Origin of the sequence: Cellvibrio mixtus subsp. mixtus J3-8 (genome assembly GCF_000766945.1) — a bacterium.
GTDB lineage: Bacteria > Pseudomonadota > Gammaproteobacteria > Pseudomonadales > Cellvibrionaceae > Cellvibrio > Cellvibrio mixtus_A.
In genome coordinates this window covers 551,932-578,526 of record NZ_KN266207.1, presented here as the reverse complement: position 1 = coordinate 578,526, position 26,595 = coordinate 551,932, and the positions used below count along the sequence as shown (strand labels likewise).

The 26,595-nt window shown below is 46.1% G+C and carries 25 protein-coding genes; 11 read left to right on the top strand and 14 right to left on the bottom strand.

The annotated features are described in order from the left end of the window. Nucleotides 1-19: 19 nt before the first annotated feature. From A596_RS07480 to pilM, 4 genes are read right to left on the bottom strand one after another with little or no spacing between them, the layout of a single operon-like run. Nucleotides 20-358: a hypothetical protein gene (locus tag A596_RS07480; RefSeq protein ID WP_039913493.1), complete on the bottom strand. Its 339-nt coding sequence runs from the start codon at nt 356-358 to the stop codon at nt 20-22. After that, nucleotides 351-1,040: a hypothetical protein gene (locus tag A596_RS07475; protein WP_039913492.1), complete on the bottom strand. Its 690-nt coding sequence runs from the start codon at nt 1,038-1,040 to the stop codon at nt 351-353. Before A596_RS07475 ends, A596_RS07480 begins: the two co-directional genes overlap by 8 nt. Then, nucleotides 1,040-1,717 carry an MSHA biogenesis protein MshI gene (locus A596_RS07470; protein WP_039913491.1) on the bottom strand — a complete coding sequence of 226 codons (678 nt, stop codon included), beginning with the start codon at nt 1,715-1,717 and terminating at the stop codon, nt 1,040-1,042. Before A596_RS07470 ends, A596_RS07475 begins: the two co-directional genes overlap by 1 nt. A 6-nt stretch (nt 1,718-1,723) precedes the next feature. Then, the gene (gene pilM, locus A596_RS07465; RefSeq protein ID WP_039914436.1) at nt 1,724-2,671 is read right to left on the bottom strand and encodes a type IV pilus biogenesis protein PilM; all 948 of its coding nucleotides are present in this window, start codon (nt 2,669-2,671) and stop codon (nt 1,724-1,726) included. Nucleotides 2,672-2,822: 151 nt separating this feature from the next. Here pilM and trmL point away from each other — a divergent pair, with 151 nt between their 5' ends. The 5 genes from trmL to A596_RS22645 are packed head-to-tail and all read left to right on the top strand — an operon-like array spanning nt 2,823 to nt 6,880. Then, the gene (gene trmL, locus A596_RS07460) at nt 2,823-3,287 is read left to right on the top strand and encodes a tRNA (uridine(34)/cytosine(34)/5-carboxymethylaminomethyluridine(34)-2'-O)-methyltransferase TrmL (protein WP_039913490.1); all 465 of its coding nucleotides are present in this window, start codon (nt 2,823-2,825) and stop codon (nt 3,285-3,287) included. A gap of 41 nt (nt 3,288-3,328) precedes the next feature. Continuing rightward, complete coding sequence (locus A596_RS07455) at nt 3,329-3,775, top strand: flavodoxin domain-containing protein (protein ID WP_039913489.1); 447 nt, start codon at nt 3,329-3,331, stop codon at nt 3,773-3,775. Between the two features lie 20 nt (nt 3,776-3,795). Beyond that, nucleotides 3,796-4,320, top strand: coding sequence for a flavodoxin FldB (gene fldB, locus A596_RS07450; protein WP_039913488.1), 525 nt, complete (start codon nt 3,796-3,798; stop codon nt 4,318-4,320). Then, nucleotides 4,317-6,368 carry a bifunctional tRNA (5-methylaminomethyl-2-thiouridine)(34)-methyltransferase MnmC2/FAD-dependent 5-carboxymethylaminomethyl-2-thiouridine(34) oxidoreductase MnmC1 gene (gene mnmC, locus A596_RS07445; RefSeq protein ID WP_235425640.1) on the top strand — a complete coding sequence of 684 codons (2,052 nt, stop codon included), beginning with the start codon at nt 4,317-4,319 and terminating at the stop codon, nt 6,366-6,368. Before fldB ends, mnmC begins: the two co-directional genes overlap by 4 nt. Nucleotides 6,369-6,424: 56 nt before the next feature. Next, on the top strand, nt 6,425-6,880 hold the full coding sequence (locus A596_RS22645) for a late competence development ComFB family protein (protein ID WP_084128127.1): 456 nt from the start codon (nt 6,425-6,427) through the stop codon (nt 6,878-6,880). Nucleotides 6,881-6,931: 51 nt separating this feature from the next. On the opposite strand, the gene A596_RS07435 is transcribed toward A596_RS22645, so the two are convergent. Next, the gene (locus A596_RS07435) at nt 6,932-7,567 is read right to left on the bottom strand and encodes a DUF502 domain-containing protein (protein ID WP_039913487.1); all 636 of its coding nucleotides are present in this window, start codon (nt 7,565-7,567) and stop codon (nt 6,932-6,934) included. Nucleotides 7,568-7,602: 35 nt separating this feature from the next. Here A596_RS07435 and A596_RS07430 point away from each other — a divergent pair, with 35 nt between their 5' ends. Then, entirely contained in the window at nt 7,603-8,409 is an 807-nt protein-coding gene (locus tag A596_RS07430) for a glutaminyl-peptide cyclotransferase (protein ID WP_039913486.1), read from the top strand. Between the two features lie 107 nt (nt 8,410-8,516). On the opposite strand, the gene A596_RS07425 is transcribed toward A596_RS07430, so the two are convergent. The 3 genes from A596_RS07425 to A596_RS07415 form a co-directional block, all read right to left on the bottom strand. Beyond that, nucleotides 8,517-10,022 (bottom strand): cellulose binding domain-containing protein, encoded by a 1,506-nt coding sequence (locus tag A596_RS07425; protein ID WP_039913485.1) that lies wholly within the window; start codon nt 10,020-10,022, stop codon nt 8,517-8,519. 375 nt (nt 10,023-10,397) lie between these two features. Next, nucleotides 10,398-11,222 carry an SDR family oxidoreductase gene (locus tag A596_RS07420; RefSeq protein WP_039913484.1) on the bottom strand — a complete coding sequence of 275 codons (825 nt, stop codon included), beginning with the start codon at nt 11,220-11,222 and terminating at the stop codon, nt 10,398-10,400. 53 nt (nt 11,223-11,275) lie between these two features. Beyond that, nucleotides 11,276-12,055: an enoyl-CoA hydratase gene (locus A596_RS07415; protein WP_039913483.1), complete on the bottom strand. Its 780-nt coding sequence runs from the start codon at nt 12,053-12,055 to the stop codon at nt 11,276-11,278. Between the two features lie 195 nt (nt 12,056-12,250). On the opposite strand from A596_RS07415, the gene argS reads away from it, so the two are divergent. After that, the gene (argS, locus tag A596_RS07410) at nt 12,251-13,990 is read left to right on the top strand and encodes an arginine--tRNA ligase (RefSeq protein WP_039913481.1); all 1,740 of its coding nucleotides are present in this window, start codon (nt 12,251-12,253) and stop codon (nt 13,988-13,990) included. Between the two features lie 83 nt (nt 13,991-14,073). On the opposite strand, the gene A596_RS07405 is transcribed toward argS, so the two are convergent. Then, nucleotides 14,074-15,174: an SGNH/GDSL hydrolase family protein gene (locus A596_RS07405; RefSeq protein ID WP_052417331.1), complete on the bottom strand. Its 1,101-nt coding sequence runs from the start codon at nt 15,172-15,174 to the stop codon at nt 14,074-14,076. Between the two features lie 232 nt (nt 15,175-15,406). On the opposite strand from A596_RS07405, the gene A596_RS22020 reads away from it, so the two are divergent. Further along, complete coding sequence (locus tag A596_RS22020; protein ID WP_052417330.1) at nt 15,407-16,576, top strand: helix-turn-helix domain-containing protein; 1,170 nt, start codon at nt 15,407-15,409, stop codon at nt 16,574-16,576. Nucleotides 16,577-16,668: 92 nt separating this feature from the next. After that, nucleotides 16,669-17,721, top strand: a complete 1,053-nt coding sequence (locus A596_RS07395) for an alpha/beta hydrolase (protein WP_039913480.1) — start codon at nt 16,669-16,671, stop codon at nt 17,719-17,721. Nucleotides 17,722-17,773: 52 nt separating this feature from the next. Here A596_RS07395 and A596_RS07390 read toward each other — a convergent pair whose 3' ends face one another. Next, nucleotides 17,774-19,138 carry a cytochrome b6 gene (locus A596_RS07390; protein ID WP_039913478.1) on the bottom strand — a complete coding sequence of 455 codons (1,365 nt, stop codon included), beginning with the start codon at nt 19,136-19,138 and terminating at the stop codon, nt 17,774-17,776. A gap of 529 nt (nt 19,139-19,667) precedes the next feature. On the opposite strand from A596_RS07390, the gene A596_RS07385 reads away from it, so the two are divergent. Then, nucleotides 19,668-20,564 (top strand): hypothetical protein, encoded by an 897-nt coding sequence (locus A596_RS07385; RefSeq protein ID WP_039913477.1) that lies wholly within the window; start codon nt 19,668-19,670, stop codon nt 20,562-20,564. Between the two features lie 84 nt (nt 20,565-20,648). Then, nucleotides 20,649-22,235, top strand: coding sequence for an SGNH/GDSL hydrolase family protein (locus A596_RS07380; RefSeq protein ID WP_039913476.1), 1,587 nt, complete (start codon nt 20,649-20,651; stop codon nt 22,233-22,235). Nucleotides 22,236-22,302: 67 nt separating this feature from the next. Here the strand turns inward: A596_RS07380 and A596_RS07375 are convergent, their stop codons facing one another. The 4 genes from A596_RS07375 to A596_RS07360 all read right to left on the bottom strand — a co-directional run bounded on the left by A596_RS07375 (nt 22,303) and on the right by A596_RS07360 (nt 26,593). Further along, complete coding sequence (locus tag A596_RS07375) at nt 22,303-22,632, bottom strand: YqcC family protein (RefSeq protein WP_039913475.1); 330 nt, start codon at nt 22,630-22,632, stop codon at nt 22,303-22,305. 135 nt (nt 22,633-22,767) lie between these two features. After that, nucleotides 22,768-24,906 (bottom strand): ATP-dependent DNA helicase DinG, encoded by a 2,139-nt coding sequence (gene dinG, locus A596_RS07370; protein ID WP_039913474.1) that lies wholly within the window; start codon nt 24,904-24,906, stop codon nt 22,768-22,770. Continuing rightward, on the bottom strand, nt 24,900-26,051 hold the full coding sequence (locus A596_RS07365) for a 1-acyl-sn-glycerol-3-phosphate acyltransferase (protein WP_039913473.1): 1,152 nt from the start codon (nt 26,049-26,051) through the stop codon (nt 24,900-24,902). Before A596_RS07365 ends, dinG begins: the two co-directional genes overlap by 7 nt. 14 nt (nt 26,052-26,065) lie before the next feature. Continuing rightward, entirely contained in the window at nt 26,066-26,593 is a 528-nt protein-coding gene (locus A596_RS07360) for a hypothetical protein (RefSeq protein WP_039913472.1), read from the bottom strand. Nucleotides 26,594-26,595: the final 2 nt, after the last annotated feature.

The following is a 26,595-nucleotide window of genomic DNA, read 5'->3' as shown; positions in this document are numbered from 1 at the left end:
CAATTAGGCTTACTGCCAATTAATGTTTTTTCATAACGCCAGGGGACATACTTAATACCCAGGTCTTTTCGCCTTGCTGCAACACCACCGTTTGCGGAAGGATGCGTTGCACTTTTATTCCATTACTGCCAGGTAAAACTTGTCCTTCTCGCAATGTTTCACCATTAATAATGGCAAGTTTGCGTTTGGTGCCAATCAAAACGGAATCAAGCACCAGGGTTGCTTCGCCTTGATTACCTGCAAATCCCGACATATGTCCAAGCGGAGTTGTTGGATCGCGTACGCCATCATTTCCACCAGGCTCAGCCCAAACAGCAGTGGAAACTACCACGAGTAATAGGGTCAGCCACTTAAACACCGAGCAGCCCCTCCTCTGAACTTAATGTAAAGACACGAATGTCGATTGTTGCGTCCGGATAGCGGGTTACCCGGTAGTCCAATGACTCCCAATAAAATTTCCATTGCAGCGATTCAATTTCCGCCATTAATTTCAGGAGTTGAGAGTAGCTACCGCTGACACGAATCAATACAGCATGCTTATAAACACCTGTACCACTTTCTTCTTGTGGTGCTGGTGATGTCGATGGAGAAGTTTCTACTTTTTTGGCGGCCAGGCGTAGTTCACTCGCGGGTAAAGTACGCACTTGCAGGACATTGATAGCAGCCGTTTTTTGTAACACGTCCTCCAGGGCTTTAGGTAATTGGCTTGCCCTAATCAAGCCTTGGGATAAACCGGACACATTAGTTTCAACATCTTTAATGCGCTGGTTTAGTTGAATAATTTCATTCTTTTTTACCACTGTCGGATCATTGACCAATGCTTGTGTTAATTCGGAGATATGAACCTCAAGCGCTGTTTGCTCGGCGCTGACACGTTGAGCTTCAAGTTCAAGGCGTTTGTGTTCATCATCAAAACGCCCTTGCAATAACAAATTCCACAATAAAAAAATTATTGCCAGTAATGTGATAAAAATTAATACCCGTTCACGCAGAATACGGCTATCTATTTTTTCCATTAATTGCTGGATCGCGTCTGGCATTAGTGTTGTCCTCGCGATTGCCGGTTAACTTCCTCATTTTCTTCCAATAACATTTGAACCGCTGTTTTTGGTTCATCCGGCACGCCTATAGTGCTTTCTTTTGTCAGTGAGAATTCGAAAACACCGGCATTTTTTTCTTGCGGCCTGGCATGTAATACGCCAAATGCTGCGCTGCTAAATACCGGCTCGTTCCGCAAACGCTGAATGTATAACGGGATTTGATCTACTGAACGGGTTTTACCCGCGAACTCCAGGTAATTTCCCCCATACATCAACGAGAAAGCCTCAAGGCTAACAGTGCTCAACGATTGCCGTCCCAAAGCCTGCAAATGCGCAGAGAAACCAATGTTGTTACCAATATTTTTGTTGGCAATTACCCGGAAGACCTGATCGCGCCGACTTAACTCTTGGGAAAGTTTTACAATCTGGGCATCGAGATCAACAATATTACTCGCGGGTTTTTGCTGCTCCAATTGTGTTGCCTGGCTTTTTAATTGATCCAGTTGCGCACGATTCCTATCAACTTGTTCTGCTAATGTACGATTGCTGCGCGCGCTGAAATAACTCACCAGTAATAACAACCCGATAAATATCACCACTCCCCAGAGCATATGCACGCTGCGTAATGGTTCGCGATTGGGTTGAAATTCCGGTAAATATAAATTGATCTGTTGCATGTTAGCTCACCCCACCTGGTCCTGGCGCAAGGCAGCACCTACTGCATGCAAACACAGGGATAAGCTGTGGTCGGGAATACCATCGGCAACTTGCAAACCATTTCCAAGGTTTAGCAGATTGATGCTAACGGCCACCGCATTACGAATTTCCGGAGTGAGTTTATCGGCAGTAACATTTTCACCACACAAATAAACATGACTGGGCGGAACCTGGCGCATTTGCCGCTCAAAATAATCCAGCGAACGTTGCAGTTCCAATACAAGGGAATCAGTCGGTAGGTCGTCCAGTAAGCCGGCGTTGTACGCCAGTGAAAATTGACGGGATAAATAAAGGTTTCCATCACGAATAATTTGTAAGCTACCACCACCTTGCTGCAACTTGACAATCGCCACACCACGTTTGGTATCGCAACAACTCTCCGCAAGGTTACGTAACACAAGTTCGGCAATATCAATATTTTTTAATTCAAGGCCACTTGCCCGTGCCAGGCTGACTTGCGCTTCTACTTGTTTGCGCTGGGCAACTACCGCATACGCCATGCGATTACCACCACGCGCGCTGTCTTCCGGCAAAAAAAACGCGTCAACAACCGCTTCTGCAATAGGGAATTGCACCAGGTCTTTTACACGCCAACGCAATGCATCAGCCAATTCCTCCTGTGGAACTTTAGGTGCTTCACCCAGAATTAATTGGTAATTACCGGCAGCCATTACTAAATTGCACGGCACATTATGCACTCCCAGTTTTGTTAAACGGGAACGCAATATATCGGCTTGGTCAACACCGTCTTCGATTGGCAAAAACTCACAATGGGATAATAGAGGTTGTTGTGTGGCAGGCCGTTGAACATGGGCGAAAGCAACACCCTCAGGGGTAAACTCAACCCCTAATGTTTGATTCTGGCTACGACTAGCACGCAAAATCCTGGTTATTTTTTCCGCAATCCCGTTCAAAGTTGATTCTCGTTTTCCCGTTAGCCGAGCTAAGGTGCGTGAATGAATGGCCGAAAAATTGTGCAAACGATTTAATAACTCTTGCTTATAATTGGCGCCGGAAACATAACGTTTAACAAAAAACATAGACCATAAAGGGTGAAAACGCCAAATGTTGAACATAGTTCTTTTTGAACCGGAAATTCCCCCTAACACCGGAAACATCATTCGACTTGCAGCCAACACCGGTTGTCAGTTGCATTTGATTGAACCCCTGGGATTTAAATTGGACGAAAAAAGCGTAACGCGAGCGGGAATGGACTACGCCGAAACACAGGACGTACATATTCACGCAAATTGGGATGCATTTTTAAATACGACGAACGCGACGCGAATTTTTGCATTGAGCACAAAAGGTGTGCGCTGCCACAGTGATGCACAATTCCAACCAGGCGATTATTTATTGTTCGGCCCTGAGTCCCGTGGCCTGCCCGCCTCGATTCGCGCGTCATTGCCAACCGATCGGGTATTGCGCATTCCTATGGTGGCAAATAGTAGAAGTATGAATTTGTCCAATGCCGTGGCCGTAATGGTTTATGAAGCCTGGCGTCAATTAGGGTATGCTGGCGCGCTTTAGCAGCAGCGCCTGAATTAAGGCGAATCCATGAGACTAATCCCATGAGCAAAGTGCAGATTTTTATCGGTAGCGTCTACGGTGGTGCAGAGCAGGTTGGCGAATTGGTAGCCGATGAACTCCGTAAATTGGGCCATGATGTATCACTGAATACCTACGCCAGGGCTGAAGACCTCGCGCGTGACCCTGATGAAATTATCCTGTTATGCCATTCAAATACCGGTTCCGGAGAATTGCCCGACAATATCCAACCCCTCTATTTACATCTCACCCGCGACTATCCACGTATTGCCGGGCGCCGCTACGGGGTGATTAATCTGGCAGACAGCAGCTATACAACCTTCAACGAAGGCGGCAAAGCGCTGGATGCAGCGTTCGAAGATTTAGGGGCACAGCGAATTGGCGATCCGCTGGTAATTGATGCATGCAGCGGCGATGATCCCGCTACCCTTGCACGCGATTGGGTACAACAATGGGCACAACTGATTTAAAAATGATTTAAGTGATTGCTATGAGCGATATCAAAACGATCGGTTTGTTTTACGGCAGCTCTACGTGTTATACCGAAATGGCCGGTGAAAAAATACGCAACGTTATTGGCGAAGATCGCGTCGACTTTTTCAACATTGCCGACGTACCCATTGCTCAAACCCAGGGCTACGATTATTTAATTTTTGGTATTCCGACCTGGGATTACGGTGAGCTGCAAGAAAATTGGGAAGACATTTGGGATGATCTGGACTCATTGGATCTAACCGGCAAAAAAATTGCGCTTTATGGTTTGGGCGACCAAGTCGGATACCCCGAATGGTTCCTGGACGCCATGGGTTATTTGCACAGCAAATTAGTGCATCGCGGAGCAATTCCCTGCGGTTACTGGCCGCGGGCAGGCTATGACTTTGAAGCATCCAAAGCACTGACACCCGATGGCAATTATTTTGTGGGCCTGGCGCTGGATGAGGAAAATGAATTTCAATTGAGTGATGCGCGAATTCAACAATGGTGCGTGCAAGTACTGGAAGAATTTGGTCTGTGAGCAGCAATCCATACCAGGACCAAATTCATTATGCCCAATTAAATTGGGATGAAGATGGGCAACCATTATCCAGTGTGTTTGGCGATGTTTATTTTTCCCGGGCCAATGGCCTTGCAGAAACCCGCCATGTTTTTTTGCAACACAATCACTTGGCGCAACGCTGGAAGGCCCTCCCCGATAAAGCACATTTCGTCATTGCTGAAACCGGTTTTGGTTCAGGCCTGAATTTTTTAGCCGCGTGGGAATTATGGTTAACCACTGCGCCCTCTTCCGCACAATTACATTTTGTGAGCGTAGAAAAATTCCCGCTGAACAAAAATGATTTAAAGCGCGCATTGGCACTTTGGCCTGAATTAGGACATCTGTCACGACAACTAATTGAAGCTTATCCCTGCATCGTTGGCGAGGGATTTTATCGCTTATCGTTTTTGGATGGGCGAATCAAACTCACGCTAATCATCAATGACGCTGCGCGTGGGTTTTCCAAATTATTGACAACTACAGACCCGCTCTATTCCCAATACTCTGCAAAAATTGATGCCTGGTTTCTGGATGGTTTCGCTCCCTCCAAAAACCCGCAAATGTGGAGTGAGGATTTGTTTTCTTGCATCCATCAATTAAGTGATGCGGGAACAACCGCAGCCACATTCAGTGCGGCGGCGATAGTTAAAAAAGGTTTGAAATTTGCCGGATTCACTATCGAAAAGGTAGCAGGATTCGGGCGTAAACGTGAAATGTTAAAAGCGGTTATGCGCAATGGCCGCCAGGATTATTTTTATCCGCAACCTGCACATAAAAGTGCTTCAGTTTTTCCTTCGCCATGGTCGATTAATACGAATTCATCTGCTTATAACGAGAAGCATGCGCTGATTATCGGGGCCGGGCTAGCCGGCTGTACCAGTGCGCGCGCGCTTGCAGAACGAGGCTGGAAGGTCACGCTAATTGAGCGCAATAACGCAATTGCATCCGAAGCATCAGGCAATCCCCAAGGGGTGTTGTATGCAAAACTATCGCATAAAGAAGAAGCCCAAGCCGAATTTAACTTAACCAGTTTGCAATTTGCACAATCCTTTTATTCAGGATATTGGAAAAATATTGGCGACAAAACCGGTGTATTGCAATTGGCACACAGTGATTCAGAACACTTACTGCAATCGCAATTACGAGAAAAATTTGCAGCAGCGGACGAACTGGTGCAATTCGTTTCTGCCGCCAGCGCCAGTGAAATTGCCGGTGTGCCGCTGCCTTTCAATGCAATTTATTTTCCGAACGCGGGCTGGATAAACCCGGCAAAACTCTGCGAGCAACTTGTTAATCACCCACTTATTCGCATTATCACGGATACAACTGCATTTGATATTCACCCTGAAGAGAATAGCTGGTGCATTAACAAGGATTGCGAATTACAAGCGCAGGTTTTGATTATCGCCAATGCACGTGATGCACAACGTTTTGAGCAAACCCAACATCTACCGATTAAATCTATCCGCGGGCAAATTACTTACCTGCCAGCTACAACACCCAGCCAGGCAATAAAAAGTGTGATTTGCAGTGAGGGCTATATTGCTCCCGAGAATGCCGGAGTACATTGCACTGGAGCAACATTTAATTTGCGAGAAGAGTCCAGGGAACTTCGCGTTGAGGACCACGAAACCAATCTGGAAAATTTGCGTGCGCCTTTGTGCAGCATCATGGCTGAATGGGAAAATTTGGATAAAAGCTCACTTGAGGGCCGTGTCGCCTTCCGCTGTACCCTGCCCGATTATTTACCCGCCGTTGGCCCTGTGGCTGATGAACCAGCAATGCTGGACAGTTTTGCCCCGCTACGCAAAAACTCACGCGCATTTATTCAGGCTACCGGGAAATATCTGCCCGGCTTGTATCTCAATATCGGCCATGGCTCACGCGGCCTCGCCTACACGCCGCTGTGCGCCGAAATACTCGCCGCCTACATCAACAACGAACCCCAACCCGTCGCCAGTGACCTGGTCAATGCCTTGAATCCGGCTCGTTTTTTAATTCGGGATTTGATTAAGAATAAACGTTAGTAGCGTCTATACTCCTTAACATCCCACAATAAAACAGCCAAAGAGAGGCAGTTCCGATGCTGACTAACCGTACCTATGTTCTGGAAGATGAAGTGGATTTCCTGCATAACTACTATGAGCGATTGGTAGTTCAGGAGGTTTATGACCAAAGTGAGCGGGTACAACAAGGGGACCGGGACTTTTTGGCCGATGTGGCTTGCGTGGCATTGAACCGCCTGCCACCGCGCTATATTCGCCACGATGTGGACATGACGTTCTTTATGTCGCCGCAGGATATGGTAGAGATAGAGCGCAAAGTTACCCAGGCAGTGACCGATGCACTGAATTATGTAGAGAGCCGCGAGCGCGGCGAAAGCCCGCGCCTGCCACCGGTTGAAGTATCCCTGATTTCCACGCGTGCCGATAAACCTGCCAAAACTACCAAACCGGACGTAAAAGAAAAGATAGAAGCAAAGGGTGGAAGCGACAGGCCAGATAAAAATGCCAAAGGGAAATCCAAAAAGAAAGAATGACCCTGTTGCATACATGATTCACAACAAAGGCCGGTTACCGGCCTTTTTCATTTACGAATCGACTTTCCTGTAGCGCTCAGGGATTTCAGAAATTACCTGCGAACCGGAACCACACGCAATCACCGTACGCATAGCCTCTTCAACGCTGACATGAGGCAACATGTCTACACAGTCCGCGGATAGGTGATAAACAAACCCGGAGGTGGGAATGGGAGCTGTAGGTGCATATACGGTATAGTCGCCATTCGCATGCTTGGCGGTGACGATTGCCGTTACCGACACACCAGCTGCACGTCCCATCAAATAAGCCCGGCAAACATCGCCCTTCAATAACGAGGTATTACCCTCGCCGCCCAATAATTGGGACACGACTTCACGGATGGTTTTATAGCCCGGAGCGAGGCGGGTTAACCAGGCATCTATCTGGTCATGCACCCATTCACCTACGCTGGTTTTGATAAACAAGCCAATCAGGAAACAGCCTGATAACAACAGCAATACCCCCAGAACATCTGCCATATAATTGGTGAACGCCGTTTGTTCGACCAACCAATGGCTCAGCGGCTGGATCAATGAACGGACCACACCGAGCAGCCATTCCACTAAAAATACAAAAATCGCGATTGGCAAAATAACCACCAATCCGCCCAATAAAGTAATACTGACAAACGACCGCAAACGCTTCATTATGTGCGCCTTCCAATAAAAATGTTTCGAACCTTATGATCCTTACAACGTTACTTTCCCGCTCACTATTGTGCATCAGCTTGCTGGTGATTACGAACATCTGGTCGTCATTTGCAAATGCGGCGGAGGAATTGGGCTATGAAGTTATCGCCGAGCGCACGCACAAGCCGGTCTTGTTCACCCAGGGCTTGCTAGTCGATGGCGATCATTTTTACGAAACCAGCGGGCTCTATAACCAATCGCTGCTGGTTAGCTACCCGATCGCAGAACCTGCCAGCACCTGGGCCAAAATCTCTGCACCCTTTACCAAAAAACAACCCATCCCCAATCAATATTTTGCCGAAGGCCTGGCGCTGCTGGATAACAAACTGTATGTGCTGACCTGGATGGAAAAAACCTTGCTGGTGTATGACAAATCCACACTCAAGCATGAAAAAAGCTTGAGTTATAGCGGCGAAGGCTGGGGCTTAACGACCGACGGAAAATCACTGATCCGCAGCGATGGCTCTGCGACTATCTATTTTCACCACCCCGAAGATTTCAATGTGATCAAAACGTTGACAGTGAAAGATGGCGACAGGGAAATCAACCAGCTCAATGAACTCGAATATGCCAACGGCGTTTTGTGGGCCAATATCTGGCATGATGACCGCATACTGAAAATTGATCCGCACACAGGCAAGGTACTGGCGCAACTCAACCTGGCGGCGCTGAAAAATAAAGTAAAACTGGATAATAGCGAACAAGTACTTAACGGTATCGCGTGGGACCCAAACCACAAGGCTTTTTGGGTTACCGGCAAACAGTGGCCTAAAATGTTTTTAGTGAGGATCACCAATTAGCCTCATAAAAATGAAATGCAATTAATCACCACGGCGGATAATGAATTGCATTTCATCAAAGTAAAATAAAATCGAATAACTATTTTATCCTTCAATAAATAATTTATTTACTGGCAGATATTACCGGTGACTATTGGTATTGAGGCGGCTGCCGAATTTTTGCTGCCTTGAAATCCAAATTCTATCGTTTGACCTGGCTGTATTGCAGAATTCCAATTTAAGTTTTTAGCACTGTAAGGATTTGCTCCACTCAAGTTTGCATTCCACAAATTGGTAATTTTTGAACCATCAGTGTATTGCCAATTCACATCCCAACCATTAATGACGGTATTGGAAATATTCTTGATGCGAATTGATGCAGTAAATCCATTACCCCACTGGCTCTGGATTTGATAACTGCATTGCGCCTTGGTTTGCGCAATCGACGAGCTTGAAGAAGTTCTTATCGAACTGCTACTGGAAGTGCGAATCGAACTGCTGGAATAAATTGAAGAACTTGATTTATCCGGTACAGAACTGCTTGAGAAGCTGCTTGAGGAATTGCTGGATGTATTGCCATAAATGCTGGCAGTTTTTGCAGTCGCTTTGATTCCATTTACATCATTGAATAGTAAATTACCCCAATCGGTCAAACTATTCGGATCCCAATTGGTTACCACATCCAATGCCGGATTTTTATTGCCACTCCAACTCCAGCCAAAATATCCGACACCATATTGTTCGGCATATTGCATAACAGCTTCGGCTGGAAGCTGTAGCGCAACATGCGGAATCGACACCTGGTTATGTGGATGATAGTAAGGTGTCCGCGCAAAACCGCCAATGACCAAAGGCGCTTTAATCTCTGCAAAGCTGGCAATGTAATCATGAACTTCTTGCGGTGTGGTGAACGCATCAAACATATCCACAGAATAAAGCAGATAGGGGCGATTAATTCCGTTGCTGGGATATTGCCGGGCAAATTCATACATGGCCTTATCTGCATCCTGCCCCCAATTACTACCATCAACCATAATGATAAATTTACTCAGGGTGCTGTAAGAAAAATCCCCCAGGTACGTCAGCATGCGAGCTATATATTCCTGCTGTGGCATCGGCCCTAAATATTGGTTACCAAAACCCAGAATAATGTAACTCTGCTGCCCATCAATCGCTTCGCGAATACCGGGCCATCCCCAAAAATTAGCGGCCGTCGCGGGAATACCGGCGCCCGCTGCGTCCGGATAACCGGCGACGTCATTAGGCTCCAGCACACACACTACTTTGCTCTCTTTACACGTTTTAATAATTGCACTTAATTGTTCACCAGTAATCATCGTTTCCTGACGATATAAATTTCCGTTAATTTCTACTTGCACAGCGTTAGCACCGAGCGTCGCGGCGTCTTTAATAGCCTGTAACGCTTGTGCAGGTGCGAGATTTTGCTCCACAGTGACACCACGAAATACAAAAGGCTTGCCATTAGGGTCCAATAGTTTTCCATCTTGCACTTTCCAAAATGGTGATGTTGGCGGTGGAGATAACGCAAATACAGGTAATGCGAGCGCACTCAAAGTCGCTATAACCAGTGATTTTTTTAACAATGAGTTCTTTTTTAGAATAGAAATTTTCATAACATTTCCTTTTGAAAAGCAGCAGATAATTGATGGAATCTGTGATTTATAAAAGGTCACGCATCATCCTGTCAGGGCGCTATTGCAAACAACGAATAACACGGTGCAATGATGATAGAGACCTGGCCCTCTCACCGTCGATGAAAAAACATTGTTGATACTGGAACGAAACGCTCGATAATTATTGTTATGGATAAAAATGGAAAAAATAAAATGCTGTCTTGCTTTTTTTATAGTTATCGAGCACAGCTTGCACGGAGAATAACGAAGACGCAATTGGTTTGAAATTTAATTAACCGGCAGATTTGCGAAATGGTTTGCAAATTCTGCCGGTAATTGTGGAGGAATTTTGCCTATGGAAATGCACACTTAAATCTATTTTTGTTTTGGCGTAGCTTTTAACATTTCAGCCAAGCCAGCACCAACCAGGGCTGCACCGCCTTGTGCCCAACCACCATCGACAGGAATCACGGCGCCGCTAATGTAACTCGCAAAATCCGATGCCAGGAATAAACAGGCATTAGCAATATCATCCGTTGACCCCATGCGCTGCAATGGAACTGATTTAGTCACTGCCGCGCGCAAACCTTCCGTGGGAGCCAAACGTTTCATCCCTTCGGTATTATCAATTGGGCCGGGAATAACTGAATTAACACGAATACCTTCTACGCCCCACTCCAGACACAATGTACGTGTAATCATATCGACACCAGCCTTGGCCGCACATACATGACTTTGCCCCGCCATGGGAATTTCGGCTTGTGGTGCAGAAATATTAATAATCGATGCGCCCGGTTTTTTTAAATGCGGATACACCGCTTGCATCACATGAAATGTTCCCAGCAAATCGATTTCAATAACAGAACGAAACCCATTAGGTGACATTCCCATCGCCAGTGCCGGAAAATTTCCTGCTGCCCCGGAAACTACGACATCCAATGCGCCCCAGTCAGCGGCAATTTTATCGATGCCAGCTTTTATTGCCTCCACTTCGCGCACATCAGCAGCGAAGCCGGTAGCATCAGCAACACCATGATTTTTTAATGATTGTACGGTGTCATCCACTTTTTCCTGTGAGCGACTCACCACGGCCACGCGCGCGCCAGATTTGGCAAAGGTTTCTGCAATACCACGATTGATTCCGCTCGTACCACCAACAACTAAAACATTTTTGTTACTGAAATCAAATGAAATCGCCATTACGAATCTCTCACTGAATAGATTACACAATTTACTGACAATTAAAGAGACACTTAAAAACGGGAAAAGTCCGGTGCACGTTTTTCAAAAAATGCAGTGACAGACTCTTTGCATTCATCTGAATTCAACCCCTCGGCAAAACCGGCATATTCTGCATGCAGAGCTGATTCTACCGCTTGCAGTGTAGCCGCACGCAACAAAGCCTTGGAGCGACGAACTGCCGCCGGCGGCTGTTGTGCAAGCCGCTGGATTTTCAGGTGGGCATAATTATTCAATTCATTTGCAGGTACAGCCTTGGTCGCCAGGCCAATATCCGCCGCCTCCGCGCCGGAAAATGGCTCTCCCAATAAAAATAATTCTGCTGCTTTTTGTTGGCCAACAACGCGCGGCACCAGGAAGCTGCTTGCGTATTCCGGACACAAACCCAAATTCACAAACGGTAACTGCAAACGCGCGTCATCCGCCACATACACCAAATCGCAATGCAGCAACATCGTCGTACCGATCCCCACTGCGTAACCACGCACTATAGCTACCACCGGCTTACCGCAATGGCGCAACGCGTTTATAAAACGTACTACAGGGTGTTGTTCATGAATCTGCGGCTCATTCATAAAATCCATCAAATCATTACCGCTGGTGAAAAATTCGTCAGTGCCGGTCAGTACAATCACGCGTATTTGTGGATTTGTATCCGCACTTGAAATCAGCGCTGCCAACGCTGAATACATAGCCAGTGAAAGCGCATTTTTGCGCTCGGGGCGATTGAGGCTAAGCGTGAGGACGCGGTCTTGTAACTGGCTCACCACGTGGGGAATCGGGCTTTCGATCATCGTCTTATCCTTATACAAGTTGAGGGGCTACTCATTTAATTAGGTAAGGGTAATAGCAAGGGAACAGTGGCTTGAGTATAGCCATAACCCATGGCATCCCCCACCCCGCGCAGGTACAATTCCCCCTTATTTTGCCATCACCTTATTTGACCGCCCCCATGGGCCATTTTCCCAGCTGACTGCGACCCCGAATTTATGAATATCCGCGAATTACTGAACCAGAGAGTCCTTACCGCCATGGCCGCTTGCGGCGTACCCGCCGATCTGCCAGCCCTTATTGCTCCCGGTAAAAAAGCCGGTTTTGGCGATTACCAAGCCAACTGCGCCATGGGTGCTGCCAAGGCGATGGGTACCAATCCGCGCGAGTTGGCGGCCAAAATCGTAGCGGCACTGGATCTGGAAGGCATTGCTGAAAAAGTAGAAATCGCCGGCCCGGGCTTCATCAATATTGACCTGAAGCCCGAATGGCTGGGCGAACAAATCGCCAGTGCACAAACGGATGCACGCTTGCAAGTCAGCGCTACCGAACAACCGCAAACCGTGGTAATCGACTATTCCGGCCCCAACCTCGCCAAAGAAATGCACGTAGGGCATTTGCGTTCCACCATTATCGGTGACTCACTGGCCCGCCTGCTGGAATTCCTGGGCCACAACGTAATTCGTCAAAACCACGTGGGCGATTGGGGTACCCAGTTTGGTATGTTGATTGCCGAATTAGAGGAACAACTTGGCGCTAACGGCAATGCCGAAATGCAATTAAAGGATCTGGAAGTCTTTTACCAACAAGCCAAAAAACATTTTGATGACGATGAAGCCTTCGCCAATAAAGCACGCGACTATGTTGTGCGCTTACAAAGCGGCGATGAAAAAATGTTGAAACTCTGGCAACAATTCAAAGAAGTTTCACTGCATCACTCTACCGAGATCTATGAAAAATTGAATGTCACGCTGCGCGATGAAAATGTGCGTGGCGAAAGTTTTTACAATGATGATCTCGCACCCATCGTTAAAGAGTTACAAGATAAACAGCTCGCGGTAGAAAGTGACGGTGCGCAAGTCGTATTCCTGGAAGAACTCGCCGATAAAGAAGGCAATCCATCACCCGTCATTATCCAGAAACAGGGGGGTGGATTTTTGTATGCCACTACTGACCTGGCAGCGTTGCGTTATCGTGTGAATACATTGAAAGCAAACCGCATTATGTATTTCATTGACGCGCGCCAATCACTGCATATGCAACAAGTGTTTACCATTTCACGCAAGGCCGGTTTTGTCGACAACAGTGTCAGCCTGGAGCACCTTGCGTTCGGCACCATGATGGGTAGCGATGGAAAGCCGTTCAAAACCCGGACCGGTGGCACGGTTAAACTCGCTGAATTATTAATTGAAGCCGTTGAACGCGCAGAAGCCGTCGTTAGTGAGAAAAACCCGGAATTGTCTGCAAACGATATTGCAGAAATCTCACGCAAAGTCGGCATAGGCGCAGTGAAATACGCCGACCTGTGTAAAACCCGCACCAACGATTACATCTTCAGTTGGGAATCCATGCTCAGCTTTGAAGGTAACACTGCGCCCTATTTGCAATATGCGTTCACTCGTGTACAGAGTATTTTCCGCAAAGCCGGTGTTGCTCCGGAGTCTTTGCAAAATACAATCGTCATTGGTACCGAGCAAGAAAAAACGCTCGCCATTAAATTGTTACAATTCAGTGAAGTTCTGGATCAAGTAGCGCGCGAAGCTTTACCACATTTGCTCTGCACCTACTTATATGAAATTGCCAGTTTATACATGACCTTCTACGAAGCATGCCCGATTTTGAAAGATGGCATTGAACCTGAAATTCGCGATAGCCGTTTACGCTTGTGCCACCTGGTAGCAAGAACCATCAAGCAAGGGCTGGACTTGTTGGGAATTGAGGTTATGGAAAGGATGTAATTTCATCCTGGAAGCCACGCTTATCGCGTGGCTTTTTTTCAACACTTATTTGCTGATGCCTGATCCATTAATTGCTTTTTTAATTAATTCCATAGTTCAGGATTAGCTTTAATATAATGTGTTAAAACCTCAGCTGCATTTTTGTGGTCTGCTTCTGAAGGATGCCATTGGCATGCTGAAAGCGCTACCGGTTTTATACTGACCACATCAACCTTGTCCTCACCTTTTATTTTCAATTTTTCAACCACACGTGTAATTTGGCCTTCCAATTCCTTATTGACCGGATCGTACGAGAGCAATATAAAATGCGTTTCAGGATGCTTTTTGCGTAAACCCAGAATAAAGTTTTTATAATTTTCTACATAATCATCCTGCAATGCTTCGCGTGTTTTCCATCGCTCACCAGGATTTAATGGTGTAGCAAAATCATTCCCACCCAAACCGATAACAATAATATCGGGTGACCAATTACTTTGATAAAGCGCCCCCTTGTCATTAAGGGCATAAGGGTAAAGCGATAGGAATGTTTGCCCTGGCACGCCACCATTATAGTTACGAACCACACCAAAACCGGATAACGCATTAATTTGATAGTCAGCACTAAACGCTTTTGCAGTCAGTGCAGCGTAAGTTATTTGCGTATCAGAGAAAGAAAAAATCTCTTCGTCGCTGCACTCACGCCCGGGTGATCGAATTCCATAACCAGTAACAGCCGAATCACCAATAAATTCCATACTGCGCTTCGGCTTTTCCAATGTAATTGCCTGACTATGGCGCGGAACAAAAAAGCCTTCAAATGTTCCGGTGCCATATTGTGTTTCAGTGCGTTTCTCAAGGCGAATATGGTGTTTACCTTCAGTTAAGTTGTTAATGGAGTAAGTTTTCTTACCTGGCCTTGCCAGCACGACAGGCGCTTGCCCATCAACAATAATATTTAAGATGTTATTGCTATCATTTAATTTTAAATCCACTACTGTACCAACAAAGGCTGCCTCAAAATAAACACCAGGCCACGAGTAAGTGTAAGTGGGTGTATTATCCAATTCACCGATAACCACCCTGCCACCATAATGAACGGGTAATGGCTTCTTATCTTCAATGTTTAGTGAAAATACAGGTACTGAAAAAATAGTTAGCGCACATACAACTGCACTAATTATGCATTTGAAAAAAGTATTATTCATGAAACGATCCCTCATCAGGTATTCTCATTATTTCGCGTCCAGGTAGATGTGTGGGCGGCATTTATAGTGCGGCTCTCATTCCGCTATCCGTCCCGGCCGTTGAATATATAGGTCTTTGTACCCGGCAGGTAGCAGTTTTTGAGAAGTGTAAAGGTGCCATCCATGCATGACCATCGGATGAGTTACGCGGTAGGATTGTGTGGTACAGGATCGGCTGCTAAATAAATACTTTATGAATATCTTCCAAACTTCTCTATTCGCCATTGCCATGGGCTACTGCCTGCTCAGTGCAGCAGGGTTGCGGAATTTATTGCCACAGTGGCGGTTGCGGTATTTCTCGGTATTTTTGTTATTGGAAGCATTGGGGTTCGGGTTTGAGTGGTTGATGTTACACCCGGATACCGGATTCAAATCCCTGTGGTTGGGGGGATTAATGCAGCTGTCATTGCTGATTGCGCCCTGCCTGTGGTTGTGTACGCTGGAAATTACACAGCAGCAAGCTCCTCGTCCAGTTACACTTCCCGGTTTACACAAATGGTTGTTACTGGTAGCGAGTTTGTGTTTACTTCCCCTGCTCCTTTCTGCGCATGCGGGCACCGGATTTGGTAATCCCCTGGAACCGGTGTCGGCTTATCAGGCAATGTTTATCCACGGCACTATGCTGATATGTATTGCGATATTTACCCTTCAGGTTCCCATGTTTATCGCCCGGATTCGGTTGTTATTACAGGCCTATGAGCAACGAATCGCAGATAACTTCTCCAACCTGCATGAGCATTCCCTGCATGCGCTGCACTGGTTACTGCTGATTTTGCTGGTCAAATGGTTGATGGCAATTCTACGCACGCTGCATTGCATGTATATCGGTCCGGTGGGAGGGCTGGGTATTAATCTTTTTATGACGATTGAAATTCTGTTTACCTTGCGTGCGCTCTTTGCCCTATCCCGATTAACGCCTGTACCACCCATTGCTGCGCAAGCATCCGTTATCCACGAAACCCTGGAAACAGCTACAGCGGAAAAATACGCAAACTCAGCGCTGGACGACGCAACCCGACGACGTATCCTTGGCAAATTACAAGACGTAATGGAAGCCCAAAAGCTCTATACGGATGCCAGCCTTAACCTGCGACAACTAAGCGAACAATTACGCGAAAGCTCGCATTATTTATCGCAAGTCATCAACCAGGAACTTGGCACCAGTTTTTACGAGTGGGTGAATCGTTACCGTGTTGAAGCGGCTAAACAGGCGCTACTCAATGAGCCCGATAAAACTATCCTTAACATTGCTGAAGAAGTTGGATTTAATTCAAAGTCCACCTTCAATACCGCGTTTCGCCAATATACGCAGATGACACCCAGTGAATATCGCCGGCAAAAAACGAACATAGTTGTCGATTAAATTGTTGATCGAGTTCGCCCCGATCGGGCCGGACGCCACCTTCACAACAATCCCCTAACCTCCTGCTATCAACAATAACGCTGGAGGTACCTATGAAATACATTGCTAATCTATCTGCATTTTTCCTGATGTATGTTTGCCTGGCACTAAACTCACACGCCGAAAACAGTCGTATTGAAGAGCTCATCATTACATCCACAGCGCTGGATGGAAATCTTATAGGCCTAAACCCGGAACGAAAAATCCGCGTTTACCTTCCTGCTTCATATGCCAGGGGCAAGCATAAATATCCGGTGATTTATTACTTTCATAGCCTTGGCTGGAGCAATCAAAAATTATTTGCAGACGGCAAAGTACAACGCACATTAGACGACGCCATCAAGAACGGGAAATTAATTGATTGCATACTCGTTGCTGGTGATTTTACGGGTCCCGGCCTGGGTAGTTTTTACGGCAATGCACCAAGCAGCGGGCGCTGGATGGATCACATTACCCGGGAACTTATTCCCACCATCGACCAGCGCTTTCGCACACATAAATCGGCAACAGCACGCGCTGCTATCGGGGACATGATAGGTGCCTATGCCGCTATTAAACTGGCGATGGACTATCCCGGTTTATTCGGCAGTGTTTATGCCATGCACCCGTTTGGGACGGCAACAGGAGAAACGTTGATGTTATCCCGCCCCGACTGGAAACAAATGAATGCGGCAAAAAATTGGGCAGACCTTGAATCCAATATTTATTCACGTGTATTTATGTTAATGGCGCAGGCCTATTTACCTAACCCGGACAAGCCGCCTTTTTATGCTGATTTAATGGTTGAACAACACGGCAACCAATTCATTGTTAACGCAAAAAACGTCGCACTATTACAGCAAAACTTCTTATTGGATGCACGATTACCAACGAGTGCCAACAACTTGCGGCAACTAAAAGGTTTCAAAATGGATTGGGGCAGATACGATGATAATCCGGATCACGTTTACGCCAATCAGAAATTCACACGCGCGCTTGATGATTTTGGGGTCATCCATCAAGCCGAAGAATATTCTGGCAATGCCTGGAATCAGTATTGGGAAGGCGAAGAACGTTTTAAAAATGAAATTATTCCCTTTTTAAATCGCCATCTCCGCTCAAAATAAACCAAACCGGGGCGATGATTACATCGCCCGTTAAAACCACCTGGCAATACTCTTACAGCGTTAACAAAAATGCCACCAGATCATCCTTCTCCTGTTTTTCCAACTTCAATTCCAACACCAGATTAAAAAATTCCACGGTGTCCGCCAGGGTTAGCAAACGATCATCGTGTAAATACGGTGGTGAATCTTTAATGCCACGTAATGGGAAGGTTTTTATTGGGCCATCAGCAGAGGCTTTACGGCCATTGATAGTCACTTCTTTAAAGAAACGCTCGACTTTCAAGTTATGCATCAGGTTATCAGTGTAATACGGTGGAATATGGCAGCTCGCGCATTGGCCTTTGCCAAAGAAAACATCCTGCCCGCGCAATTCACTCCCGGAAGCTTTGGTAGCATCAAGCTTGCCATAAATATTTAATTTAGGCGCTGGAGGAAAATCCAGGATGGATTGGAATTCAGACATAAAATGCACCTGGCTTCCACGCTCCAGAATATTAGTTCCCTTCAGGGTTGCATCTGCAGGTGCACCATCAAAGTACGCCGCGCGTTGTTCAAACTCAGTAAAATCCTCTACAGTTTTCAACGCGCGCTGGGAACCAAATAACCGCTGGATATTCAGGCCACGCAAGGTTGGCGTATCAATTCTATGACGATGTTCATTGGGGCGAATATCGCCCACTGTGTGCGTTGATGCATTGGTATGCCCATTTGCATGGCAATCGAAACAGGCAACACCCTGATGCGGTTTCAAACTGCGCCTGTCACCAGTAGCATTAAATTGTTGTTGCGGAAATGGTGTAACCAAGAGCCTCAATCCTTCCAGTTGTTTCGGATTGAGAATATCTTTGAACAGATCATAAAAGTTCGTCAGCGTCACCAATTGCCCCTGTGAAACATCACCAAGATCGGGACGCGTCGTTAAATAGATTGGCGCGGGAAACTCTGGCAATAAATGATTGGGCAAATCGAAATCCAGATCAAAACGGGTTAAATCCCGATCCGTTTGTTTTTTTGTTTCATCAATAAGAAACCTGGGGAAAATCATTCCACCCGCCTCATGGTGAGGGTGCGGCAGGGGTAAAAAACCGGCAGGCCATAAATTTTTATTTTTTATTTCCTCCGGTGAAAGTGAGGCAAGTTTTTCCCAGCTTGTACCGGCAGGTAATTTTACGCGCACACCGGCCTGGACGCCTTTACCGCGCGACATGGTAACGCCCTGCACTATCCGATCCGCCAGATCATAGCGTTCGTTAAGCAAATTTTGTTGTCGCTTGGCAAATTTTGGTTTATCCGCCTGCAAACGTTTGACTAGCGAATTAAAATCTTCTTCTGCAGCGATTGAAGTGTTGCTAAACAGCAAACTGGTGATAAATGAAATAACAATGTAAAACAATGGATGTCGAATTGAGTTCTTCATGGGTAACATTCCTTCTAGATTGACAATGTGGATGTCCGGGAATGTGAACTTTCAGGCAAGCGAAAGCCCGTCCGCTTGCTGAATGCTACACGGAACTTTTATTGCTGGGAGTAAAGATTAAATATTGCTATTTTATGTTGCGCATAATCAGTGCGCTAACGAAACCACTATAGAGCAGAGCTTTTTAGGTAAAAAATAAAATATCGCTATCACAGTTGTGTCGCATGGTTTTTCATAAACCAAAAAATCATTTATAAGCATTTTTTAAACACAAAAAATACTTTACATGATACAGCTCGTAAAGAGCGAAACATGGAAGGCTTTATACGAGCTGCACACCACCCCAATACCACTTCACATTAACGTGATAATTCGATTGAATTGCATTTTGTCGCTTGCCAGCACATAGAAAATGTAATTTAATCGCCAACGCGGGCCCACACATAAAAACATCGCTTATTCCTGCGGCAAATTCCGGTCAAATTTACCTAACAACCACAATAATGATTCCGTAGTTACAAAGGTAAAAATGAAAATTCTTTGTGTTTTACTCTCCATCACCTTAACTATTCTTGGTACACATCACATCGTGCTTTACCTGGATCATCAAGCCCTGCGCCAGCAATTTGCCCGGCAACAGGCTGATTTTGATACTCGCCAGCAACAGCAACGGGCTGATTATCAAAAGAAAATTGATAGCTTGCAGGAATTTATTGCTTTTGGACAAAATAACCAACAACCGGTAACCACCCGCCCAAACTCACCCGTCAACAGCCCGGACCGGATTAGTGAACTTTCAGCAATCCAGCAAGAAAACCTGCAGCGGACACTGGAAAAAAAGTACAGCCTTTTAATGTCTCGCCTGGGTTTGTCCGGACAGATCCAAAGCCGGTTGCAAAGCTTGCTAGCGCAGCGTGAACAAATCCTCAATGCGAGCAGCGTAGGTTATTACTCATCCCAAAAAGAAATTGAAGAGGCTGTAAATCACCAACAACAAGGTCTTGCTGAAATTGATCAACAGATAGCACAACTGCTCAACTCCCCCGAAGATCGAAAAACTTATGACTTGCTCAAAGATTCCGCCTATGAACAATATCAAATGAATAATTTCTTTGATCAGGCACAAGGAGAATCACCGATTCCTGCTGAAAAGCGCGAAGCGTTACTAATGAGCAAATTGGAACAAAAACAGGAATTTATGCGATACATGGAATCCGCCGGCACAGGAATACAGAATGCCACTTCCGAAGAAAAACCGTTTCTCATCGAAAAAGCCCACGAAGCATTACACGATTACAAAGATAATTTTCTGAATAGTGCACGCACTAATTTAACACCGGCGCAATACGACACCCTGCGCGAACGCGAACAAAAACAATTTGATGAAATGTGGGAAAGCTTAAAAGCCGGATGGGGGGCGCAATAAAGCACGAGTTGATCGGCGCTGGTGAACGGTTAATACAGGTTTCATTACTAACCCGAAATAATTAATGTGCGTTGCAGGATTATTATGAAAAAAAACATTATCAATTTTATATTATCATCGACTGTAATTTTATTTGGCCTTAGCGCCTGCAAATCACTAACCACCACAACCACCATTACCGGGCTAGCGTATGAACGCCAGCCACTACCTAATGCGCAAATCACACTGATAGATGCTTCCGGAAAGCAATTCAAGACCGAAACCAATGCATTGGGAATTTATAATATTTCAACCCGCGGAGTAACATTACCCATATTGGTTTCAGTTGTTTCACAAGGAAAAGCTGAAGATTGTGCAAATAATTCACGCCTGCGCCCGATTTGCCTGGCAGCGTTGGTTAACCAAATACCTGAAAATAAAAACCTGGTTGTAAATATTAATCCACTGACTGACCGCGTGGTCTCTGATATTGCGGTCAGCAAAGGTTTTATTGGCCCGCAACAATGGGTAGATTCAAATGCTGTTGGTGCAGTAGATACCCAACTGGTTAATCAGGCGCTTACATCTATGCGCAATGGTTTTTCGGTTGCACTAACCATGGCCGGTATAGAAAATACTGCCGGGTTTGATCCCGCTACATTTGCCATGACTGACACCAACCCGGTAACCGAAATTTTTTCACTGCTGCATCACAACAGGAATTATGACAACAATACTGGCAGCACTGGCCACACGTCATTGACCGATTTTAGCTTTCGCCCGATTGTCGGATTAATGCCAAATGGTGCTTACGAACCCTTTGACCTGCAACGCGCTCGCGATGAATACCAACGCGTTAAAAATGCGAAAACCCGAATTTTTATTGTAGGGGACTCAACGTCGGCAGTGTATGAACAATTACGTTATCCGCGCATGGGATGGGGCCAGGCATTGGCTGCACAATTCAAAACCGGCAGTGGAATTGAAGTAATCGTTGGTTCACGTGCAGGCCGCAGCTCCCGGGATTTTTATAATGGCCGCTGGTTTACACAAATGGATTATTTAATTCAGGTGGGCGATTATGTATTTATCAATCATGGCCACAATGATCAAAATTGCGATAGCCGCAAAGCGCTGCGCGGCCCAGCGGATGTTAAAAATTTATGCACCTACCCTAACGACCAAACAGCAAAACCGCAGTTCCCTGCAGGACACCCTGAATTATCATTCCAGCATTCCCTTGAACGCTATATCAAGATCGCACAAGAGCGCGGTGCACATCCGGTAATGTTCACCCCTACAGCAAGAATTAAAAATAAAAATGGAGAGCAAACCACACCGGTGGTACATACACATTTAACCCGCCAAAACGCCAGCAACGGTTATTTACTTACCGGTGATTACACCGAAACCATTAAAACCACGGCTAAACTGCATAAATTACCATTGATTGATCTGGAAGCAGCAAGCATTGATTTCGCCAACAAAACCGGTGAACCAGGCTGGAGAAATTATTGGTTAGTGGTAGATCCGGCCATCAATCCTTTTTATGCAAATAATGCAGCGGGCAGTATCCAAATGCCAGACGGCACACATTTCCAAAAGAATGGTGCGGAAGCAATTGCAAAATTGGTGGCGGAAGCGATCAAGAAAAATCAGGAATTGATTGGGCTGCATAGATATTTAAATTAACCCTGCTAATGTGGACTCAATGCCGGGCGCATCTATTGGGCGCAATTTATTCAACCCGAAAAAGTATTTAGCGAGAATGGGTCAATAGCTCATCGATCTTTTGCAGGTGCGCTATCAATAAAGAAGAATGCACATTTAATCCGGAAAAATATTGTTCTGCCATCGGCGCAATACCACAGTTGCCAGGCAAAGGCATTTGTTGATCCAGCATAAAATACAGGCGAGGCAGGAAAATAAACTGTAACCATTGCGGAAGGCTCATGGTATCTACCGCAAATGGCTGCTCGCTCATCAACGCTTCGTCCGGAAGTATTTCGGATTGCCACAGGCGCAGCTCGCGCAGTTCTTTTTCGATATCAATTAACGTTTCGGCGATGGTGATGTGAAGTTGGTTCATGGGTTCAGGTATGAGTGTGGGTGTGTGTTGATGATAATGTGTTGGGCATCGCTGCGCGTGCGCCAACCTACACGGTGCTTCGTAGGTTGGCGCGCAGCGATGCCCAACATGACATTCGACAAATACACAATAAACTTATTTATGCACAATCTGCGTAAATGGCGGCAATGAATTCAGAATCGCTTTACCGTAACGTTTGGTGATGATGCGGCGATCCAGCAAACTGATACGTCCGGTGTCCGTTTCCGTTCGTAGCAAACGCCCACACGCTTGAATTAATTTTAACGAGGCATCCGGCACCGTGATTTCCATAAACGGATTGCCGCCGCGAGCTTCTATCCAATCCGATAAAGCTGCTTCAATGGGATCATCCGGTACAGCAAAAGGCAATTTGGCGATAATCACATGGGTGCAATATTTGCCAGGTAAATCCACACCTTCCGCAAAACTTGCCAAACCAAAGAGCACACTACCCTCGCCTTCATCAATACGTTTTTTGTGTTGGACCAACATTTCCTGTTTGGAGTTATCACCTTGCAGCAAAATAATATCGCGCAGGCTTTGCGGCATTTCCTCGAAGACATCCAGCATTTGTTTGCGCGATGAAAAAAGCACGAGCGAGCCTTCCGCTGGATCGATCAAATTGGGCAAATCATCGATAATTGCCAACGTATGAGCATCAGCATTTGTAGCCTCTACGGTGCGCGCCGGAATTTCCAATGTTGCCTGTTGGAAATTAAATGGGCTGGGAACAACCTGGTAATTTGAATCCGGGGGTGTGCCTGCACGCATTTGGAAGCGATAAAAATTACCTAACGCCGTAAGTGTTGCCGAAGTAATAATTGCACCACAGGCTTTTTCCCACAAACTGAATTCCAATGTTTTGGCAGCGAGTATCGGGCTGGAGCAAACTTCAAGATCCATATTTCCGCTGGCATCCACCGGTGTTAACCAACGCGCTTTAGGTACACTGCTAATAGAATCCGGAGTTGCAAAGCTCGCCCATAAATCGCGATTCGCTTCCGCACGCGCTTGCCATGCACCGAGAATCGGATAATGATTTTCCAAATCAACTTTGGGCACCGGACAATGCATATCTTCCATTGCCTGGCTGACTTCATCGATCATTTTTTTCAGCAAATCGCACAAGCGATCAAAACCTTTGTAGAGCTCCACACACGGTATTAATAAATCCTGTGGCACCACACCACCGTCAAAACGATAATGCGATTGGCGATCATCAAATGCGATAGATTGTGCAAGCGACTCAAACACAGGATACAACTGATCCAGGCGTTGCTTGCAGTCGATTAACGCCGCAGGTAGTTGCTCACCGAAGCGATCCACATTGCCTGCCCCACTGATAACACCGAGCATCGCACCAAGCGCTTTATTACATTGATCCAGCCATTTACTGGTGGAAAGCATGCGGCTGTGATGCGCAAAATGATTCAATGCTTTTTGTGGGAGGTGATGACCTTCGTCGAACACGTAAATAGTGTCTTCCGGTGCAGGCAAGATTGCTCCACCACCCAATGCCAGATCCGCAAGCACAAGATCGTGATTAGTGACTATACAATCCACTGAATGCATAGAGTCTCGCGCTTTAAAAAAGCTGCAGGCAGTAACGTTAGAACAACGGCGCCCCGTACATTGGCGATGGTCTGTGGTTATTATTTGCCATTCATTTTGTTCCAGAGCTTGCGGCCAGGTATCGCGTTCGCCATTCCATTTATTGGATGCAAGTGCATCCATCATGGATTCGTAAAGCTTAAAACCTTGTGCTGACACACCGGGATATTCATCTTCGTAAAGCGCACGCGTTGGATTTAAACCGCTTTGGTATTCCGCGATGATATTATCCAGCTTGCTTAAACACAGGTATCGGCCACGGCCTTTGGCTAGCGTGAAGGTAAATGACAAGCCGCTATTGCGGTGCAACTCAGGCAAATCTTTATTAACGATTTGTTCTTGCAGTGCGACAGTCGCAGTCGACACCACCAATTTTTTACCCAGCGCTTTTGCCATAACGATGGCAGGTAACAAATAGGCAATTGTTTTTCCTGTACCTGTACCAGCCTCTACCACACAAATGTGGGTGCCGGCATTTTCTTCAGGGATGCGATGGTTGTCGTCATCCAGTGAAATTTTGCCGAGCGTTTTTGCAATCTCGGCAATCATCAATTTTTGGCCGTAGCGGGATTTCAGGCCTTTGTTTTCCAGAAATTGGCTGTAAGCGGTTTGAATTTGCTTTTTCAGCGCATCCGTTAACATTCGGCGAGTTTACTCACAACAGGATTGGCATAAATACCTAACGCAATATCGCGCTGTTCAGCAGGGATTGCATTGATACGCGCTACAAATTCAGCGCGCTCTGCGGCAAGCGGAATCGGATCATAGGCAATGTTTTTTGCGCTGTAATTTACGTTGGGTACAACGCCGTGCAGCATTTCATACGCAAAGCAGTTAGTTGCATGTAGCACATAATTACCGAGAATCTGATGATCCATGGCGGCAACTAACTCATCAGTATCCTGATAATCACCATCCAGGACATCGCCAAATGCCAGGTGGATATTGCCTTTATTACCTGCGATTCCCATTGCAATACTGCGCACATCTTCGTGCTCTTCTTTTTGGTAACTGCCTTCGGTGCGATGCAAGTAAAGCTCACGCGCTTTCGCTGCATCGCAAGGATCAAGCTCATAAGAAATAGAGACAGGGACGATACGCAATTTTTTTGCGTAATCGGCCAGCGTTTCACTTTTTGGCTTATTCAGCATAATCATACCCAGCACTGCTGAATTGGTTTTGTCCTTGCCGTCTTTGGCGCGCCCCTCGCGCTGGGCAATCCAGATATTGGCATTTTCATTGACAATTGAGTGGTAAATATATGCACTCAAATGCTTTGCAGCTTTTAATTTCTCGCGTGGTGCCTTGGCAGAGCGATTAACGATAAAACTTTTATTCAAGCGCATCAGATCTGATACAAAAGGTTTGGTGAGCAAATTGTCACCAATGGCGATACGCAACGTATTGTAATCATTGTGATAAAGAACCCAGTTAACAAAAGCCGGGTCCATAGTGATATCGCGATGGTTGCTGATAAATAAATACGCGCTGTGTTTATCCAGCTTTTCCAATCCCGAGACAGTCAGGTCTTTTACGCGAGTGGACATCATTCCTGACATGTATTTTTCCACTACCGACTGCAAGCCTTGCACATCATGGATGGACGCCAGTTGCTGCGTTAATTTGCTGCGCACCAGCGGCTTTAATAACCAACCCAACCAGCTATGTAATTTGGAAAATTTCAGGCGCGTCACCGCATCAATAAGTTCAGGATCAGCCAGCAGGCGATCCAGAATCGGGCGCACCTCATCATCGCGGTATGGGCGGATATCATCAAATTCTGTCATAGAGAAATCTTTACTTAAGGCCTTTCGTTTTTGCCCTGCGCCATAATTTCTTCTGGCGACAGGGGTGAGCTAATCAGACCGCGATTGAACGCATCCATTTGTTTTGCACGCAACGCTGTCTGCTGTTCTATGGGTAAACTGTGTAAATAATCAACCAACTCCCGCGCCGAGGTCGCATCCAGCTCACCAACAGCAATGGCCTCATCCATCAATGATGAAGCCTTGTGAAAGATATCCTTTTGTTGCTCGACGGGAATGCCTGGCGCTGCACGAAGCGAATCTTGTTTTGCTGCAATCTGCTCCAGCATTTTTAATTTGAAATCCTGGAGCTGCAAGGCAATTTCCTCCCTGACCGCACGCGTAAGCACCGCTTCATCGGCTGCTAAATTCCGGGATTGACCGGTGTCGTGCATAGGCATCGTCACAGGAGATGCCGAAGGTACAGGGTTTGGTAGCGGTGTATCATTAAACCGGGTACCGATAACGATACCCAGCCCCAGACATACTGCACTGCTTATCCAGGCAGATGCTGAAAATGCCATAG

Bases quoted from the DNA above. Each gene is read 5' to 3' on its own strand.
- A596_RS07470 (WP_039913491.1), bottom strand. From the start codon at position 1,717: ATGCAACAGATCAATTTATATTTACCGGAATTTCAACCCAATCGCGAA.
- A596_RS07365 (WP_039913473.1), bottom strand. From the start codon at position 26,051: ATGACAGAATTTGATGATATCCGCCCATACCGCGATGATGAGGTGCGC.
- A596_RS07395 (WP_039913480.1), top strand. From the start codon at position 16,669: ATGAAATACATTGCTAATCTATCTGCATTTTTCCTGATGTATGTTTGC.
- dinG (WP_039913474.1), bottom strand. From the start codon at position 24,906: ATGTTAACGGATGCGCTGAAAAAGCAAATTCAAACCGCTTACAGCCAA.
- A596_RS07455 (WP_039913489.1), top strand. From the start codon at position 3,329: ATGAGCAAAGTGCAGATTTTTATCGGTAGCGTCTACGGTGGTGCAGAG.
- argS (WP_039913481.1), top strand. From the start codon at position 12,251: ATGAATATCCGCGAATTACTGAACCAGAGAGTCCTTACCGCCATGGCC.
- A596_RS22020 (WP_052417330.1), top strand. From the start codon at position 15,407: ATGAATATCTTCCAAACTTCTCTATTCGCCATTGCCATGGGCTACTGC.
- A596_RS07435 (WP_039913487.1), bottom strand. From the start codon at position 7,567: ATGAAGCGTTTGCGGTCGTTTGTCAGTATTACTTTATTGGGCGGATTG.
- A596_RS07375 (WP_039913475.1), bottom strand. From the start codon at position 22,632: ATGAACCAACTTCACATCACCATCGCCGAAACGTTAATTGATATCGAA.
- trmL (WP_039913490.1), top strand. From the start codon at position 2,823: ATGTTGAACATAGTTCTTTTTGAACCGGAAATTCCCCCTAACACCGGA.
- A596_RS07430 (WP_039913486.1), top strand. From the start codon at position 7,603: ATGATCCTTACAACGTTACTTTCCCGCTCACTATTGTGCATCAGCTTG.
- fldB (WP_039913488.1), top strand. From the start codon at position 3,796: ATGAGCGATATCAAAACGATCGGTTTGTTTTACGGCAGCTCTACGTGT.
- A596_RS07425 (WP_039913485.1), bottom strand. From the start codon at position 10,022: ATGAAAATTTCTATTCTAAAAAAGAACTCATTGTTAAAAAAATCACTG.
- A596_RS07380 (WP_039913476.1), top strand. From the start codon at position 20,649: ATGAAAAAAAACATTATCAATTTTATATTATCATCGACTGTAATTTTA.
- A596_RS22645 (WP_084128127.1), top strand. From the start codon at position 6,425: ATGCTGACTAACCGTACCTATGTTCTGGAAGATGAAGTGGATTTCCTG.
- A596_RS07390 (WP_039913478.1), bottom strand. From the start codon at position 19,138: ATGAAGAACTCAATTCGACATCCATTGTTTTACATTGTTATTTCATTT.
- A596_RS07420 (WP_039913484.1), bottom strand. From the start codon at position 11,222: ATGGCGATTTCATTTGATTTCAGTAACAAAAATGTTTTAGTTGTTGGT.
- A596_RS07360 (WP_039913472.1), bottom strand. From the start codon at position 26,593: ATGGCATTTTCAGCATCTGCCTGGATAAGCAGTGCAGTATGTCTGGGG.
- A596_RS07385 (WP_039913477.1), top strand. From the start codon at position 19,668: ATGAAAATTCTTTGTGTTTTACTCTCCATCACCTTAACTATTCTTGGT.
- A596_RS07405 (WP_052417331.1), bottom strand. From the start codon at position 15,174: ATGAATAATACTTTTTTCAAATGCATAATTAGTGCAGTTGTATGTGCG.
- A596_RS07475 (WP_039913492.1), bottom strand. From the start codon at position 1,040: ATGCCAGACGCGATCCAGCAATTAATGGAAAAAATAGATAGCCGTATT.
- A596_RS07415 (WP_039913483.1), bottom strand. From the start codon at position 12,055: ATGATCGAAAGCCCGATTCCCCACGTGGTGAGCCAGTTACAAGACCGC.